Consider the following 16,122-nt stretch of genomic DNA (forward strand, 5'->3'; position numbering starts at 1 on the left):
TCACCCGTCGCGGATGACGGTCCGGTCCGGCCGGCGGATTAGCGTGACCACCATGGATGCCGCCGCGGTGGCCTCGGTCGCGCTGATCGTGTTCGGCTGGGGACTGTGTTCCGCGCGGCTCGGCCGGGCGGACCTCAGCGCGCCGATCGTCTTCGTCGCGGCCGGTCTGCTGCTCGCCGAGGGCCTGCACGTCGTCGAGGTCGACGTGCCGCCGGAGGCGGTCAAGCTGCTGGCCGAGATCACCCTGGTCTGGGTGCTCTTCGCGGACGCCTCCCGGGTCGGGCTCCGCGAGCTCCGGGCCGACCTGGGGCTGTATGCCCGCCTGCTCGGGGTCGGTCTGCCGCTCACCATGGTGGCCGGGACGCTGCTGGCGGTCTGGCTCTTCGACGGCCTCGGGTTCTGGCCGGCGCTGCTGGTCGGCGCCGCGCTGGCACCCACCGACGCGGCGCTGGGCGCCTCGGTGATGACCGACCCCCGGGTGCCGGACCGGGTCCGCCGGCTGCTGAACGTGGAGAGCGGGCTCAACGACGGCATCGCGACGCCGGTGGTGATGGTCGCGATCGCCGCCGAGGGCATCCAGCACCACGGCGTGAGCGCCGCGCTCGCCGCCCTGGGCATCGGCCTGGTGGCCGGGATCGTCGCCGGCGCCGTGGGCGGGAGCGCGCTGCGGATCGCCCGGCGCCGCGGCTGGGCGTCCGAGGACTTCGCCGGGCCGGCGGTGCTCGCGCTGACCCTGGTCGCCTATGCGGGGACGCTCTGGCTGTCCGGGAACGGGTTCGTCGCCGCGTTCGTGGCCGGGCTGGCGTACGGGCACGTCGCCCGGCGCGGCGGGGAGCGGGAGATCTACTACGTCGAGCAGACCGCCGGGCTGATGTCGCTGCTGACCTGGCTGGTCTTCGGCGCGGTAGCGGTACCGACAGTGCTGGCCGGCGCCGACTGGCGCTGCCTGGTCTACGCGGTGCTGAGCCTCACCGTCGTCCGGATGGTGCCGGTGGCGCTCGCCCTGATCGGCACCCGGCTGCCCGCGCTCACCGTGGCGTTCCTCGGCTGGTTCGGGCCGCGCGGGCTGGCCTCGGTGATCTTCGCGGTGATCGCGCTGGAGGAACTACCCGGCGAGCCCGGCCGGGCGGTCACTGTCATCGGGGTGACCGTGCTGCTCAGCGTCCTGGCGCACGGCCTCAGCGCGAAGCCGCTGGCCGGCCGGTATGCGGCGCGGGTGGACGGCGTCGCCCACCCGGGCCCGGCCCGGCCGTGGGCCGCACACCTGCCGGTGCGCGGCCTGCTGCCGCACCGCGCCGACCGGAACCCGGTCTAGAGAGCGACGAACTGGAGTCCGCGTGCCTTGAGGGCCGGGAGGACGACCCGGAGAGCCTGGTAGGTCTGCGACCGGTCGCCGCCGCCGTCGTGGCAGAGCAGGATCTGACCCGGGTGGGCGGCCAGCATGCGGTTCTCGATCTTGGGGACGCCCGGCCGGCTCCAGTCGCGCGGGTCGTTGCTCCAGTCCAGGGGCAGCAGCCCGGCCTGCGCGATGGTGTGCAGCAACTTCGGGGACCAGTCGCCGCCCGGTGAGCGGAACAGCTTGGGGACGTACCCCGTCGTTTTGTTGATCTTCGCTTGGGCCCGGTGGATCTCTTTCTGTACGAGCGCCGCCGGCTTGGTGCCGAGCTTGGTGGGATGGCTCCACGTGTGGTTGGCGAGCTGATGCCCGGCCCCGGTGACCTGCTGGGCGACCGTCTCGTGGCCGAGCACCTGATTGCCGATCATGCAGAACAGCGCGGGAACCTGGTACTTGTCCAGCAGTTGCAGGATCTTCGGCGTCCAGACCGGGTGCGGGCCGTCGTCGATGGTCAGCGCGATCGCGTCGCTGGGGAAGGCGGGGAGGCCGGCGGCCTTGGCGTACTCGGCCAGCGTGGAGATCGGCTTGTGCAGGGTGGCCACCGGGGGAGTGGTGACGGCGGTGCTCTCCGGTTCCCGGGACCTGACCACCGTGGACCGGCTCGGGATCGGTGTGGCGGCGCCCTTTCCGGCGTCGTTCGCCGACCGGGAGTGGGTGGCGACGGCGGCTACCGCGAGGGCCGTGCCGGCCGCTCCGGAGAGGCCGAGAAGCAGTCGCCGCCGGGTCAGGAAGCCGCCGGCGGGCGCCTCGGTCCGAGGTGGTGGTGCGTACTGCTGAGGTACCACCACCATGGTGGCCTCGGCCGGCGTCCTCTGGGCGGGCAGCGCCACTGTCATCTCGTCGGCGGCCGGCGCGGCGGCCGGCTTTTCGGCGGCCAGTGCGACGGTCAGGTCGGCGGCGGTCAGCGTGATGGTCTGCTCGTCATCCGGCGCCTTCGCGGCCGTCATCGCCACCGTCGCTTCTTCGGCGTCGGTGGCGGCCATCGTGACGGTTGCCTCTTCGGCGTCGGTGGTGGGCATGGCCACTGTCGCCTCTTCGGCGTCGGCCGCGGGCATCGTGACGGTCGCTTCTCCGGCGTCGGTGGCGGCCATCGTGACGGTTGCCTCTTCGGCGTCGGTGGCGGGCATGGCCACTGTCGCCTCTTCGGCGTCGGCCGCCGGCATCGCGACCGTCGCCTCTTCTGCCTCGTCCGGCGCGGTGTCGCCCGGTGGTGTCACCCTGGGCTCGTCGGACATCAGGTACCTCCGCATTGCCCGTCGTGGAATTGATCAGCTTTCCAGCGCGCGACGCTAGCATCCCCCGTCAATTTAGGCCGACTTGGTTGACATCGGTCGATTAATCCACCGAGCCGGGCGGTCGGGGTGCCGGAATGCCCTCTCCGCGCGAACTCCTGCCGCGATCGGCACCGGCCGCCTCGGGGGTCTCCTCCCGCGCCGTCGCCGACCGGCCCGGCGTCGCCTGAGACACGGGGCTCCACAGAGGACCGGCAACCGCTAGCGTCTAGGCATGCAGAGACACTGCTCTATGCCTTGGGAGGTCAGATGACCATACGCAGGCGGACAACAGCCGCTGCCGGCGCGCTGATCACGATAGCGGCTCTCGCGGTGGGCGCACCGGCGGCCGCCGCCACCGCGGCGCCGGGGGGCGTCACCCATGAGGAGAACCCTCGCGTACCGGAGGGTGCGGTGTGGACGGAGGCCTACTTCCCGTCCGCCGACCACAGCGGCGTCCAGCTCCACGCCGACGTCCTGCGGCCGGCGAACCTGCCGGCCGGTGCCCGGACGCCGGTGATCCTCTCGGTCGGGCCGTACTTCGCGCACGCGGGTCAGACCGGTCCCGAGGGGTACACCCGGACCGGCCCGTCCAGCCGGTTCGCGGACTTCACCAGTGGCACCGACCTGTTCGACCGCGGCTACACCTACGTGATGGTCGACCTGCGCGGCTTCGGCGGCAGCACCGGCTGCCTCGACTGGGTCGGCCCGGGCGAGCAGGCCGACGTCAAGGCCGCCGTCCAGTGGGCGGCCGGCCAGCCCTGGTCGACCGGCCGGGTCGGCATGTACGGCAAGTCGTACGACGCGGTGACCGGCCTGGTCGGCAACAACCTGCGCCTGCGGCAGCTGAAGGCGGTGGTGGCCCAGGAACCGGTCTGGGACATGTACAACTACCTGTTCAGCAACGGGGTGCCGCGGCCCAACGTGACCGCCACCCCGAACGCGTACAACAGCATCGCCACGATGGCGCCGCTGCCCGACGACACCGACCGCTACCGGGCCAACGCGGCCTACGAGGCGGCCCACCCCGAGTGCCTGTCGGACAACCTCACGAACAACGACAACCCCGACGCCGGCTCGCCGTACTGGCGGGCCCGCGACCTCGCGGCCAGGGCGAAGGGCAGCAGCACCCCGCTGTTCGTGACGCAGGGCTTCATCGAGAACAACACCAAGCCGGAGGACATGGACGAGTACCTCGCCAACCACCACGGCTTCGAACGCGGCTGGCTGGGGCAGTGGGAGCACGTGCGCGGCAACGACCGGAACAGCGCGGGACAGCTGCTCCAGGGCCGCGCCGGCTTCTTCGACGAGGTCATGCGCCTCTACGACTACTACCTCAAGGGCATCAAGCCGACGGTCCGCGATCCCCGCTTCGCCATCGAGGACAGCACCGGTGTGTGGCGTGCCCAGGCGACCTGGCCGACGCCGTCGTCGTTCACCACGGCCCGGCTGACCGACGGGCGGTACCTGGACGCCGACGTCGCCGCGCTGGCCGCACCGGCCGACGCCGGCCGGCAGTGGGACATGGAGCACGCCACCGATCCCGCTCCGCCCGCCGGTCTGCGGCTCGCCCCGGAGGCCGCCGACGCGTACAGCTACTTCAGCTGGTCCACGCCGACCACCTCCCGGCTGCGGATCACCGCCACCCCGCGGATCTCGCTGAACGCGAGCGCGGCGGGCAACGTCATGGTGCGGCTGTGGGACGTCGCCCCGGACGGGACCGGAGTGAGATTCGACGAGAACGTGGCGCTCATCGAACGGGCCGGCCGGGTCACGTTCGACCTCAAGTCCACCGACTGGACCTTCGAGGTGGGCCACCAGCTCGGTGTCCAGATCGGGACGATCAGCAGCGGCTGGCTGGACACGCCGAGCGGCAACACCATCGACGTGACCCGGGCCCGGCTGAGCCTGGCGTTGCAGGACCCGCGGTTCGACGTGCCGACCCAGGGTGACCGGTCGCCGTTCCTGGACACCTATCTGAGGCAGTACACCCGGCCGCTCGGCGACGTCGGGGCGGGGACGTTCCCGCTGGCGCTGCGCGGGCGGGGCTGACGGCGTACGAAAGCTGTCGTCCGCCTCCGGTCCCGAAGCGGACCGGGGGCGGACGACGGTCCTGCCGCGGTCTCTAGGCTGGGGGGATGAAGGTGCTGTCCATCCAGTCGGCGGTCGCGCACGGTCATGTCGGCAACTCCGCCGCCGTGTTCCCGCTGCAGCGCATCGGTGTCGACGTCGTGCCGGTGTACACGGTGAACTTCTCCAACCACACGGGCTACGGCGCTTGGCGCGGACCGCTCATCCCGCCGGCGGACGTCGCCGAGATCCTCCTCGGTGTGCAGGAGCGCGGCGTGTTCCCGCAGATCGACGCCGTGCTGTCCGGGTATCAGGGCGGGGTGGGCATCGGTGACGTCATCATCGACGCGGTGCGCCGGGTGAAGGAGGCGAACCCGGCGGCGCTCTACGCGTGCGACCCGGTGATGGGCAACGCCAAGTCGGGGTGTTTCGTCGCGCCGGAGATTCCGGAGCTGCTGCGGGACAGGGTCGTGCCGGTGGCCGACATCATCACGCCGAACCAGTTCGAGCTGGGCTTCCTGACCGGGACCGAACCGGCGAGCATCGAGTCGACCCTGGCCTCGGTCGACCTCGCCCGCGCGATGGGCCCCTCGGTGGTGCTGGTCACCAGCGTGGAGCGGCCGGACCGGGACGCTGGCGTGATCGAGATGCTGGCCGTGGACGACGCCGGGGCCTGGCTGGTCAGCACGCCGCATCTGCCGTTCAAGGCGAACGGGTCGGGGGACGTGACGGCGGCACTGTTCACCGCGCACTACGTCGAGACCCGGGACGCGGCGGTGGCGCTGGAGCGGACCGCGTCCAGCGTGTTCGATCTGATCGAGATGACCTATCGGTCGGGGGAGCGGGAGTTGCGGCTGGTGGCGGCGCAGGAGTTCTACGCCGCGCCGCGGATGCAATTCAGTGCCGAGCGGGTGCGCTGAGCCACTACCTCTGCGGCCGGCTTCGCGGGCTCGTCGCTGATCGGCCGGCCAGGGCGCCGATCAGCAGCGCCAGCCCGATGAGGCCGGTCCAGAGCGGCACGCCGGAGATCCGCGCGGCGTCGTACTGCGGATCGGTCCGCGCGAGGCTGGAGGCCTGGTCGCCGATGGCATAACCGTCGAGGGTGACCGGCCCGGTCGCGCCGGCGATGTCGTCGCCGTCGACCGAGATCTTGCCGGTCCGCTGCTTTCCGCCCACCGCCCAGGTGGCGCCGGCGCAGGTGGCCCTGCTGCCGCCGACACCCCGGCGGCCCTTGGTGAACTCACACTTGCCGGGCTCCGCGACGGTGGCGGTGACCTTGTCCCCGTAGAAGCCGCGGTAGTTGTCGCCGTCGAACAGCCGGGTCAGCAGACCGCCGAGAGCCAGCACCAGGACGATGCCGCCGAGCGCGGCCAGCAGCCGCCAGCCCGGCTTGCCGCCGGTCATCGCGGCGTAGACGAAAGCGCCGACACCCAGCGACACCAGGATGGGCGCGAGGATGCTGATCCGGTACGGGCAGCAGAGGAAGATGACGCCCAGCGGCACCGCGGCGACGGCCACCCAGAAGGTGACAGGTGTCGGGCCGTTGCCCAGTCCGGCCTCGGTCGTACCGTCCTGCGCCATGACGTCCCTCCCGGCAGCGATCGCGTACGCATCGAAGATCGTAATCGACGCTCGCCATCGGTCGGGGCGGTGCTCCGGGCGGCCGGTCGCCCCGGGGTCAGGCCACCGGCACCTTCACCGCGCCGCTGAGGATGCGGTAACGGGCCTTCTCCATGCCGGCCTGGTACGGGCCCAGCTGCTTGTTCGAGGTGGCATAGCCGACGCCGTCCACCTTCAGGTCGTAACGCTTCCGGCCGCCGGCCCGGTCGCCCTTGACGAATGCCTGGATCTCCTGGAAGACGCCGTTGTCGACGCGTTTGAGCATCGAGGTGAGGATGCGGGACCGCACCGACTCGTCAGCTGTGGCGTACTGGTCGGAGTCGACACCGATGGCCCAGGCCTTCCGGCCGGCCGCTACCGCCTCGAAGACGCCGGTGCCGGAACCGCCGGCCGCCGCGTAGACGACGTCGGCGCCGCCGGAGATCAGGCGGGCCGCGGCGGACTTGCCCTTGGCCGGCGCGCTGAACCCACCGAAGTCGGGTGGCTTGGTCAGGTAGCGCACGTCCACCCGGATGCCCCGGTCGACGCTGTGCACCCCGGCGGTGTATCCGGCCGCGAACTTGTGGATCAGGGGGACGTCGACGCCGCCGACGAAGCCCACCCGGTCGGTGCGGGTGGCCAGCGCGGCCGCCACCCCGACCAGGTAGGAGCCCTGCTCCTCGGAGAAGAGCAGCGACACCACGTTGTCGGCGGTCACCGAGTCGTCGTCGATGATCGCGAAGAGGGTGTCCGGGAACTCCTTGGCGACGGTACCGATCGCGGTGGCGTACAGGAAGCCGACGGCGATGACCGGGTTGCTGCCGCCGGCGGCGAGCCCGCGAAGCGCCTCGGCCCGGGCCTCGTCGGTCTCCGCCTGCGTCTTCGACTCCGACGCCTCGACCAGCAGCTCCTGCTTGGCCCGGTCGATGCCGGCGGCGGCCGCGTCGTTGAAGCTCTTGTCGCCGCGACCCGCGCTGTCGTAGGCGATGCCGACGTGCACCGTCTCGCGGCCCAGACCGGAGGAGTCGGTCGGCGAGACCGGCACCATCGCGGCCGAACACGCGGTCAGCAGTACCGTGAGGGCCGCGGCGAGCGCGCCGGCGCCGAAGCGTTTGATCATCGTCTCGTCCTCAGTACCGGAATTGCGCGACCGCGTCGCGCAACTGGGTCGACATGCGGCTCAGTTCGGCGGCCGCCTGCCGGGAGCGCGCCACCTCGGCCGAGGTGGCGGCGGACGCGGCGGCGACCGCCCGGATGTTCTCCGCGATGCTCGCCGTGCCACCGGCCGCCGCGGTGGCACCCCGGTTCATCTCGCCGGTGGTGGCGGTCTGCTCCTCCACCGCGCCGGCGATGCTGGTCTGGTAATCGCTGATCCGGCTCACCACCTCGCCGATCATCTCGATGGCGGTGACCGCCGCCGAGGTGTCCGACTGGATGGCCTGCACCAGCGAGTCGATCTCGTCGGCCGCGCGGGCGCTCTCCTGCGCCAGGTCCTTGACCTCGCCGGCGACGACAGCGAAGCCCTTGCCCATGTCACCGGCCCGCGCCGCCTCGATGGTGGCGTTGAGCGCCAGCAGGTTGGTCTGCGCGGCGATGCTGGTGATCAGCTTCACCGCGTCGCCGATCGCCGCCGACGAGGTGCCCAGGTTGCCGACCGTCTGGTTGGCCGAGTTCGCCGCGGCCACCGCCTCGGCGGCCACCGCGGCGGCCTCGGCGGCGTTGCGCGAGATCTCCTCGATCGAGGCGCCCATCTGCTGTGACCCGGCCGCCATCGTGTCGACGTTGCGGTTGACGTCCTCGGCGGCCCCGGCGACCAGGCCGGCCTGCTCACTGGTGTCCCCGACCGACTTCGCGAAGGCGCCGGACACCGCGTCGAGCTCCGCCGAGGTACGGGTGAGGATCTCCGCCTGCTGTGCCACGTCGGAGACGATCGTGCGTACGGCGATCACCGCCTGCCCGAGCGCTGCCGACATCTCGGCCACCTCGTCGCGGCCGTCGTCGGCCGGTGGCTCGACGGTCAGGTCGCGGTCCGCCATCCGCCGCAGCGCGTCGCGTGCCGAACCGACCGGGCGCACGATGCTGCGGGTCACCATGAACGCGGAGGCCGCGCCGAGCGCCAGGGCGAGCCCGGTGGCCACCATGATGATCAGCTCGGCCCGGGTGGCGTCGTCCGCGGACGAGCGCACCGCCGCCACGCTGCGGGCGTCGACCGAGGCGGCGAGCTTCTGCGCGGACACCATGATCCGGTAGTAGCTGTTCCAGCTGTCGTACAGGGCGATCTGATCGGCTTTCCAGAGCGCCTGCGCGGTGCCGGGACGGTAGGCCGCCACCACCTTGTCGTTCATCTCGACGTACGTCGAGAGCTCGCTGTTCAGGGTGCCGAAGACGGTGCGTTCGGCGTCCGTCATGCTGCCGGTGTCGACCTGCTTGAGGTAGGTCTGGAACGCGTCCCGCTCCTGCTGCCACGCCTTGTAGGCGACCGAGTCCCCGCCCAGCGCGCGAGCGGCCCCGAGCCGGTAGATGTCGTTGATGAAGCCGGCCTGCCAGCCGTTGAGCGTCGTCGCATGGGTCTTGATCTCGTCGGCCTGCCGGGTCAGCAGTTCCAGACGGCGTACGTCGGTGGCCGCGTCCCGCTGCGACACGATGGTCGCGTAGGCCACCACGGCGATGGCGAACAACAGGGCGAGTACGCCGGCAAACGCCCCGGACAGCCGGGTGCCGATACTGAAACGCCGCACCGCGTACCTCCGTCGACGGGTCCCCTGTTCCTCTTCGGCGGCCGGTGTCCCTTACTTAGCGGGAATGGGCAGGGAATGCGGCGGCTCCGCTTTTGGCCGCCGGCGCTCAGAGCAGCCGGCTCGTGCTCGCCCGAATCCGGCCACCGACAGGCCGCCGCTCCCGTTGTCACCGGCCGGCTGCGGCGCGCGAGACCCGGTCAGCCGCTCGGGGCCGTAGCCGCGTCGGGCCAACCGGTGCGCGCTATGGTGGGCGCCGTGATCGGCACAACGGCGGCAGCGATCGGGCGTCTCGCCCGCACGGTGCTGCTGCTGTGCACGGTGTTCGGCCTGGCGACCATGCACACTCTCGGCCACGCCGGTGTGCGTGGCGAGCACCCCGGCGCCCCGGCGATGAGCGCCGTTCAGGCGGCCGTCCCCTCGATCACGACCGGGTCCATGAGTTCCGCGTCGGCCGAGGCGTGCCCCGACGATCACTGCACCGGTCATCACCACCAGATGACCGTGTGGAGCGTGTGCCTGGCCGTCCTCGGCGGACTCGCGGTCGTCCTGCTGCTGGCGATGGCGCTGGTGGCCGCCGCCCGCCCGTATCCCGGACCGCGAGGCCACGAGCGGACCCGGCGGCGACCGACCCGGGCACCTCCCGGCACCCGGACCGGACTGACCCTCGCCTCGACAGCGGTGCTGCGCATATAGGAGCTCCCGTCCCCGGGCCGCGACGACTCGCCGGCCGGGGAGAGTTCGCGCACACATCCGTTCTGTCGAAAGGTCATGTCCACAAATGTTGCGTACCTCCATGCTGTCGTCGACCACCTGGCGCCGTGGCCTGCTGGCCGGCGCCGCCGTGACCGCCACGCTGGTGCTCTCGGCCTGCGGCGACGACACCTCGTCGGATCCCGGCATGAGCCACGGCGGCATGACGGCGACGGCTGCCGCCTCCGCGCCGGCGTCGACGACGTTCAACGACGCTGACGTCATGTTCGCCGGCATGATGATCCCGCACCACCGGCAGGCCGTGGAGATGGCGGCGCTGGCCGACGGCAGCGCCGCCAGCAGCGAGGTGAAGGACCTCGCTGCCAAGATCAAGGCCGCGCAGCAGCCCGAGATCGACACCATGAGCCAGTGGCTGGCAGCCTGGGGCCACCCGATGCCTGCCATGGGCGCCTCCGCCATGCCCGGCATGGGCGCTTCGGCGATGCCGGGCATGGACCACAGCGCGATGCCGGGTGTCATGTCGCAGGCCGACATGGACAAGCTGGCCAAGGCCAAGGGCGCCGCGTTCGACAAGCAGTTCCTGACCATGATGATCAGCCACCACGAAGGTGCCGTCACCATGGCCCAGCAGGAAGTCACGCAGGGTGGCAACCCGGACGCCAAGGAACTCGCCCAGAAGATCATCACCGATCAGCAGGCGGAGATCACCACGATGAAGGGCCTGCTCGCCAAGCGCTGATCCGCTCGTCCACGCCGAGGGACCGCACGCACCGGTCGGCCTGGCGGGTGCGTGCGGCCCTCGTCCTCGGTCCGCCCTCGGGGACCATCTCAGCTTCCGACCGCTTGAAAGGTTCGTTCGCGACACATGACGACTACCTCCGTTCGCCGGCGCCGTGGCCTGCTGGCCGGCGCCGCCGCCTGCGCCGTTCTGCTGGTCTCCGCCTGCGGCGACACCACGACGGCCGATCCCGCCGCCACGCTCACCGCCAGCCCGGCCGCGGCCGGTACCTCGGCGAGCACGGCGCACAACGACGCCGACGTCGCCTTCGCGCAGCAGATGATCCCGCATCACCAGTCGGCCATCGCCATGGCCAAGATGGCCACCGGCCACGTCGGCGATCCCCGGGTGGCCGAGCTCGCCGACAAGATCGAAGCGGCGCAGCAGCCCGAGATCAGCACCATGACCCGGTGGCTGACCGCCTGGAACACGCCCATGCCGAGCGCCGGCGGCGAGGCGATGGAGGGCATGGAGCACGGCGACATGGCCGGCATCGACGAACTCGACATGACGGCACTCATGAACGCCAAGGGCACCCCGTGGGACAAGGAGTTCCTCGCGGTGATGGTCAAGCACCACCAGGGTGCCGTCACGATGGCCCAACAGGAACTGGCCAACGGCACCAACAGCGAGGCCAAGAGCCTCGCCCAGAAGATCATCACCGATCAGCAGGCGCAGATCGCCGAGATGAAGCAGATCCGCGCCAGCCTGTGACGCACTCGGCAACTACTGGGTACCCTAGGGGGGTATAGGTACAGTGGTGCGGGTGGGCGATGTCCCGCCCGCACCAGCCCCTCTCGACCCGCGACCAGGAGGACACCGATGACGGTGAGGGTGGCCCCGAACCAGATCGAGTTGTCGATCGGTGGGATGACGTGTGCGTCGTGTGCGGCGCGGATCGAGAAGAAGCTCAACCGGCTGGACGGCGTCACCGCGACGGTCAATTACGCCACGGAGAAGGCGTCGGTCAGCTTCCCGGACGATGTCACGGCCGGTGATCTGATCGCGGTGGTGGAGAAGACCGGTTACACCGCCAGTGAGGTGCGGCCGGAGCCGGAGGAGGCGGCGCCGGTCGATGAGTTCCATGACGCTCGTACCCGGTTGTGGGTGTCGGTGGCGTTGAGCGTGCCGGTGGTGGTGTTGGCGATGGTGCCGGCGTGGCAGTTCACCTATTGGCAGTGGTTGTCGTTGACGTTGGCCGCGCCGGTGGTGGTGTATGGCGGTTGGCCGTTTCATCGGGCTGCTTGGACGAATCTGCGGCATGGTGCCGCGACGATGGACACGCTCGTGTCGCTCGGGACGGTGGCGGCGTTCGGCTGGTCGGTGTGGGCGTTGTTTTTCGGTACGGCCGGAACTCCCGGCATGACGCATCCGTTCGAGCTGGTGATCGGCCGTGGCGACGGTACCGGGGCGATCTATCTGGAGGCGGCCGCCGGGGTGACCACGTTCATCCTGGCCGGGCGTTACTTCGAGGCTCGCTCCAAGCGTCGTGCCGGCGCGGCCCTGCGCGTCCTGCTGGAGCTGGGCGCCAAGGATGTCACCGTGCTGCGCGGCGGTGTGGAGCAGCGCGTCCCGGTCGCGGCGCTGGTGGTGGGGGACCGGTTCGTGGTCCGGCCGGGGGAGAAGATCGCCACCGACGGTGTGGTGGAGGACGGGACGTCGGCGGTGGACGCCAGCATGCTCACCGGTGAGTCGGTGCCGGTCGAGGTGGCACCCGGCGACACCGTAGCCGGTGCGACAGTCAACGCCGGCGGCCGGCTGATCGTGCGGGCCAGCCGGGTCGGCGCGGATACCCAGCTCGCCCAGATGGCCCGGCTGGTGGAGCGGGCCCAGACCGGTAAGGCGCCGGTGCAGCGGCTCGCCGACCGGATCTCCGGGATCTTCGTGCCGGTCGTCATCGCCCTGGCGGCGGCGACGCTGGGCTGGTGGGTGGGTGCCGGTGCGGGGTGGACGGCGGCGTTCACCGCGGCGGTGGCTGTGTTGATCATCGCGTGTCCGTGTGCGCTGGGTTTGGCCACGCCGACGGCGTTGCTGGTCGGGACGGGCCGGGGTGCGCAGCTGGGGATTCTGATCAAGGGTCCGCAGGTGCTGGAGTCGACCCGGGCGGTGGACACGGTGGTGCTGGACAAGACCGGCACGGTGACGACCGGCCGGATGAGTCTGCTGGAGGTGAGCGCGGCGGCGGGTGAGGATCGTGACGAGGTGCTGCGGATGGCCGGGGCGGTGGAGGCGGCCTCGGAACACCCGATCGCCCAGGCTGTCGCGCGGGCCGCGGCCGAGCGGGGCGGGTTGCCGCCGGTGACCGGGTTCGCCGGCCTGCAGGGTGTGGGGGTGAGCGGCACGGTGGAGGGTCGTGCGGTGTTGGTCGGCCGGTTGGGGCTGCTGCGCGAGCGCGGCTATCTGGTGCCGGCCGGGGTGGAGCAGGCGTTGGGCGCGGCCCGCAAGGCCGGTCGTACGGCGGTGGTGGTCGGCTGGGATGCCCGGGTGCGGGGGGTGCTGGCGGTGGCTGATGTGGTGAGGCCGAGCAGTCGGGACGCGGTCGCGGCGTTGCGGCGGCTGGGGTTGCGGCCGGTGTTGCTGACCGGTGACAACGATGTGGTGGCGCGGGCGGTCGCCGCTGAGGTCGGTGTCGATGAGGTGTTCGCGGAGGTGTTGCCGGCCGGGAAGGTGGAGGTGGTCAAGGGTTTGCAGGAGCGGGGCCGGGTGGTGGCGATGGTCGGTGACGGGGTCAACGACGCGGCCGCGCTGGCGCAGGCCGATCTGGGTCTGGCGATGGGTACCGGGACCGACGCCGCGATCGAGGCCGCTGATCTGACCCTGGTCCGTGGTGATCTGAGTGTCGCGGCTGATGCGATCCGGTTGTCCCGGCGCACCCTGCGGGTCATCAAGAGCAATCTGTTCTGGGCTTTCGCCTACAACGTCGCCGCGCTGCCACTGGCCGCGGCCGGCCTGCTCAACCCGATGATCGCCGGCGCCGCGATGGCGTTCTCCTCGGTCTTCGTCGTCGCCAACAGCCTGCGACTACGCCGCTTCCACTGAACCGGCCACCGGTGTCCGCGTCAGGACTTCACGAGCCGCGCGACCGCCGCACTGGCTTCCTTGATCTTCGGTTCCACGTCGCCCTCGGTGGCGGCGTGCACCACGCAATGGCGCAGATGATCCTCCAGCAGACCGACCGCCACCGCGTGCAGCGCGCTCTTCGCCGCCGAGATCTGGGTCAGGATGTCGATGCAGTACGTGTCCTCGTCGACCATCCGCTGCAGCCCGCGGATCTGCCCCTCGACCCGCTTCAGCCGGGACATCAGCGCCTGCTTGTCCGCGGAATAGCCGTGCGGCCCGGCCGGTCTCGCCTCACTCATGCCCTGCAAGATACCCGGCACCGGTATGGGCGGGTGCTCGTCGGGCGCCGCCCGCGCAGTTATTACCGACTCCTTACCTGACCCGGGTGCGGCGATCCGGGACGTGTCCGGCTCGCGTATCGAGGGGCGACGTCGCCTGCCGCGGCGGTTGGTTCCACGATGAGGAGAAGCACGTGACAGCTCGCTACCGACGGCCTTCGCCGAAGAACCCGGTCCTGGTACGGGTCCTCGCGGCCGGCACCGCACTCGCCGCTGCCGGGGTCCTGACCGTCACCTTCGTCAGCGGTGGAGGCGACGGCAAGGCCGACGCCTCGACCAGCCTGAATCAGTACGTACCGATCGAGCGGGTCGCGGCCAACGTGGTGAACCCGCGGCCCGGCCGGGACGCGTCGCGCGGCCGCTTCACCGTGGACTGCGGCACGAACGGCAACGGCAAGTTCAGCCCGGACAACCCGGTGGCGCAGCCGGGCATCCGCAACGGCGCCGAGCACGTGCACGACTTCGTCGGCAACAAGGCGATCACCGCGTTCTCCTCCGACGCCGACCTGGACGCCTCCGGCACGACGTGCCGCAACGGCGACAAGTCGTCCTACTTCTGGCCGGTCGTGCGGATCGACAGGTCGGTTCGCCCGGACGGTGCGACGGTCCGGGAGGCGCTTTCCGGTACGTCCGGAGCGGTGGTGTGCCCAGCCGTACGTGATCGCCTCCCGGCCGTGCCGGACCGCGCCACCGCCTCGGTCGAGCGGCTGCTGTCCGATCTGGATCGGATGGAGGCCGCCGCGGACCGGCGGATCCTCGCCGTCAAGGGAGTGAACGCGGACCTCAACAACGAGGTTCTGCGAAAGCTGGGTGCCGACCGGACGGCCGCGCTGACCCGCATCGGTGACGCGATCCGCCGGGCCGGTGGCCGATGGCCGACCGGCATGGTGTCGATGGCCGACTGCGACATCAGCTACGACGGTGTCCACGCGGCCCTGCACACCGTGCACACCAAGGCCGGCCCGGTGGCGAACCCGCAGGTCCGGTGCCCGGGCGTACGCGACAAGCTCCCCGGCGTGCCGCAGCAGGCACTGGCCGAGGTCGACCGGAGCCTCGCCGAACTCGACCGGCAGATCTCGGAGGCCAACGAGCGACTGGTCGCCACCCGCGGGCAGGGCGGTGCCGCCTTCGTCGACAACGCGATCCTCGGCCCGCTGAAGGCCAAGCGGACCGCGGTCCTGGACCGCATCGCCATCGCCATCGGGCGTAACGCCGCCCGCCCCGAAGGCCTGGAGAAGCTGGCCGCCTGCACCCTCGACGGCCAGCAGAGCAGCGGGGGACAGGGCAACGGCCAGCCGTCGGCGTCCCCGTCCGCCGCCGCGCTGCCGGATCCGCAGGGCCCGAACCTGGAACTGCCGAACAACACCGGTGGCATCGTGCGCCCCGCCTCGGTGCTGATCGAGTACCGCGGCAATGCGGTGAGCAAGGTCGTCCCGATGCCGAAGTTCCTGCGCGCACTGACCGGTGACGCGAAGCCGACCAGCCGCGGCCCGGCGAACGCCCGAGCCACCTGGACCTGCTCCGGTTTCGGCGACCGGCTGTCCGACAAGTACCCGGTGTGCCCGGAGGGCAGCCAGGTCCAGCGGGTGCAGGACTTCCCGGGCTGCTGGGACGGCAAGAACACCGACAGCGCCAACCACCGCAACCACGTCGCCTTCGCCGATCGGAAGACCGGCGCCTGCCCCGCCGGGTTCGTGGCCATCCCGCAGCTGCGGATCACCCTGTCCTACAAGATCTCGCGGGACGTCCAGCTGAAGGGCCAGTACGCCCTGGACTCCTTCCCGGAGGAGAACCACAACCCGTTCTCCGACCACAACGACTTCGTCAACGTGAACTCGGCCCAGACCATGCAGCGCATCGCCACCTGTATCAACAAGGGCAAGAACTGTCGCTGACCGGCGGCGCCCGAACCGGCGAACCCGCCCCGGCGCCCGACCCGGCCGATGCCGACTCGGCCGGGTCCGCCTGGCAGCCGACCTGCTGGTTGAGCCCAGCCCGGGCACGGTTCGGCGGCTCGTGCGGCGATCAGGGCTGGCGACCACGGCCGGCGGCGTAGACTTGGCCCGCGTTTCGGTTGATCCGCGGCCGGTGCGGCCCGTGCGACGGTGACCTCGGCGGCGGAGGTGCGCTGATGGCGGCGGCAGAGGTTGCCCGGCTCGTC

13 protein-coding genes are annotated in these 16,122 nt (G+C 71.2%); 8 read left to right on the top strand and 5 right to left on the bottom strand.

Annotation, left to right across the window (positions count from 1 at the left end; translation table 11 throughout):
- Window positions 1-52: 52 nt before the first annotated feature.
- The gene (locus Actob_RS10940; RefSeq protein ID WP_284919965.1) at window positions 53-1,315 is read left to right on the top strand and encodes a cation:proton antiporter; all 1,263 of its coding nucleotides are present in this window, start codon (window positions 53-55) and stop codon (window positions 1,313-1,315) included.
- Here the strand turns inward: Actob_RS10940 and Actob_RS10945 are convergent.
- Window positions 1,312-2,631, bottom strand: a complete 1,320-nt coding sequence (locus tag Actob_RS10945; protein ID WP_284919966.1) for a polysaccharide deacetylase family protein — start codon at window positions 2,629-2,631, stop codon at window positions 1,312-1,314. The two genes, Actob_RS10940 and Actob_RS10945, sit on opposite strands and share 4 nt — an antisense overlap.
- A gap of 306 nt (window positions 2,632-2,937) precedes the next feature.
- Between Actob_RS10945 and Actob_RS10950 the strand changes: the two genes are divergently transcribed.
- Window positions 2,938-4,719: a CocE/NonD family hydrolase gene (locus Actob_RS10950; RefSeq protein WP_284919967.1), complete on the top strand. Its 1,782-nt coding sequence runs from the start codon at window positions 2,938-2,940 to the stop codon at window positions 4,717-4,719.
- An 86-nt stretch (window positions 4,720-4,805) separates the two neighbouring features.
- Window positions 4,806-5,657, top strand: coding sequence for a pyridoxal kinase PdxY (gene pdxY / locus Actob_RS10955; protein WP_284919968.1), 852 nt, complete (start codon window positions 4,806-4,808; stop codon window positions 5,655-5,657).
- Window positions 5,658-5,661: 4 nt separating this feature from the next.
- Here pdxY and Actob_RS10960 read toward each other — a convergent pair whose 3' ends face one another.
- The 3 genes from Actob_RS10960 to Actob_RS10970 all read right to left on the bottom strand — a co-directional run bounded on the left by Actob_RS10960 (window position 5,662) and on the right by Actob_RS10970 (window position 9,074).
- The gene (locus Actob_RS10960; RefSeq protein WP_284919969.1) at window positions 5,662-6,318 is read right to left on the bottom strand and encodes a hypothetical protein; all 657 of its coding nucleotides are present in this window, start codon (window positions 6,316-6,318) and stop codon (window positions 5,662-5,664) included.
- Between the two features lie 97 nt (window positions 6,319-6,415).
- The gene (locus Actob_RS10965; RefSeq protein WP_284919970.1) at window positions 6,416-7,456 is read right to left on the bottom strand and encodes a BMP family lipoprotein; all 1,041 of its coding nucleotides are present in this window, start codon (window positions 7,454-7,456) and stop codon (window positions 6,416-6,418) included.
- Window positions 7,457-7,466: 10 nt separating this feature from the next.
- Window positions 7,467-9,074: a methyl-accepting chemotaxis protein gene (locus Actob_RS10970; RefSeq protein ID WP_284919971.1), complete on the bottom strand. Its 1,608-nt coding sequence runs from the start codon at window positions 9,072-9,074 to the stop codon at window positions 7,467-7,469.
- A gap of 255 nt (window positions 9,075-9,329) precedes the next feature.
- Between Actob_RS10970 and Actob_RS10975 the strand changes: the two genes are divergently transcribed.
- The 4 genes from Actob_RS10975 (at window position 9,330) to Actob_RS10990 (ending at window position 13,602) form a co-directional block, all read left to right on the top strand.
- The gene (locus tag Actob_RS10975) at window positions 9,330-9,767 is read left to right on the top strand and encodes a DUF6153 family protein (protein ID WP_284919972.1); all 438 of its coding nucleotides are present in this window, start codon (window positions 9,330-9,332) and stop codon (window positions 9,765-9,767) included.
- An 85-nt stretch (window positions 9,768-9,852) separates the two neighbouring features.
- Window positions 9,853-10,524: a DUF305 domain-containing protein gene (locus Actob_RS10980; RefSeq protein WP_284919973.1), complete on the top strand. Its 672-nt coding sequence runs from the start codon at window positions 9,853-9,855 to the stop codon at window positions 10,522-10,524.
- Between the two features lie 126 nt (window positions 10,525-10,650).
- The gene (locus Actob_RS10985; protein WP_284919974.1) at window positions 10,651-11,277 is read left to right on the top strand and encodes a DUF305 domain-containing protein; all 627 of its coding nucleotides are present in this window, start codon (window positions 10,651-10,653) and stop codon (window positions 11,275-11,277) included.
- Between the two features lie 108 nt (window positions 11,278-11,385).
- A complete protein-coding gene (locus tag Actob_RS10990; RefSeq protein WP_284919975.1) occupies window positions 11,386-13,602 on the top strand; it encodes a heavy metal translocating P-type ATPase in 2,217 nt (738 codons plus the stop codon).
- A gap of 20 nt (window positions 13,603-13,622) precedes the next feature.
- Here Actob_RS10990 and Actob_RS10995 read toward each other — a convergent pair whose 3' ends face one another.
- The gene (locus Actob_RS10995) at window positions 13,623-13,922 is read right to left on the bottom strand and encodes a metal-sensitive transcriptional regulator (RefSeq protein ID WP_284919976.1); all 300 of its coding nucleotides are present in this window, start codon (window positions 13,920-13,922) and stop codon (window positions 13,623-13,625) included.
- A gap of 173 nt (window positions 13,923-14,095) precedes the next feature.
- Here Actob_RS10995 and Actob_RS11000 point away from each other — a divergent pair, with 173 nt between their 5' ends.
- The gene (locus tag Actob_RS11000) at window positions 14,096-15,856 is read left to right on the top strand and encodes a DUF1996 domain-containing protein (protein WP_284919977.1); all 1,761 of its coding nucleotides are present in this window, start codon (window positions 14,096-14,098) and stop codon (window positions 15,854-15,856) included.
- Window positions 15,857-16,122 lie beyond the last annotated feature (266 nt).

It is taken from the genome of Actinoplanes oblitus (assembly GCF_030252345.1).
GTDB lineage: Bacteria > Actinomycetota > Actinomycetes > Mycobacteriales > Micromonosporaceae > Actinoplanes > Actinoplanes oblitus.

Coding starts and splice junctions, on each gene's coding strand:
- Actob_RS10960 (WP_284919969.1), bottom strand. CDS start 6,318: ATGGCGCAGGACGGTACGACCGAGGCCGGACTGGGCAACGGCCCGACA.
- Actob_RS10980 (WP_284919973.1), top strand. CDS start 9,853: ATGTTGCGTACCTCCATGCTGTCGTCGACCACCTGGCGCCGTGGCCTG.
- pdxY (WP_284919968.1), top strand. CDS start 4,806: ATGAAGGTGCTGTCCATCCAGTCGGCGGTCGCGCACGGTCATGTCGGC.
- Actob_RS10990 (WP_284919975.1), top strand. CDS start 11,386: ATGACGGTGAGGGTGGCCCCGAACCAGATCGAGTTGTCGATCGGTGGG.
- Actob_RS10945 (WP_284919966.1), bottom strand. CDS start 2,631: ATGTCCGACGAGCCCAGGGTGACACCACCGGGCGACACCGCGCCGGAC.
- Actob_RS10950 (WP_284919967.1), top strand. CDS start 2,938: ATGACCATACGCAGGCGGACAACAGCCGCTGCCGGCGCGCTGATCACG.
- Actob_RS10940 (WP_284919965.1), top strand. CDS start 53: ATGGATGCCGCCGCGGTGGCCTCGGTCGCGCTGATCGTGTTCGGCTGG.
- Actob_RS10995 (WP_284919976.1), bottom strand. CDS start 13,922: ATGAGTGAGGCGAGACCGGCCGGGCCGCACGGCTATTCCGCGGACAAG.
- Actob_RS10965 (WP_284919970.1), bottom strand. CDS start 7,456: ATGATCAAACGCTTCGGCGCCGGCGCGCTCGCCGCGGCCCTCACGGTA.
- Actob_RS10985 (WP_284919974.1), top strand. CDS start 10,651: ATGACGACTACCTCCGTTCGCCGGCGCCGTGGCCTGCTGGCCGGCGCC.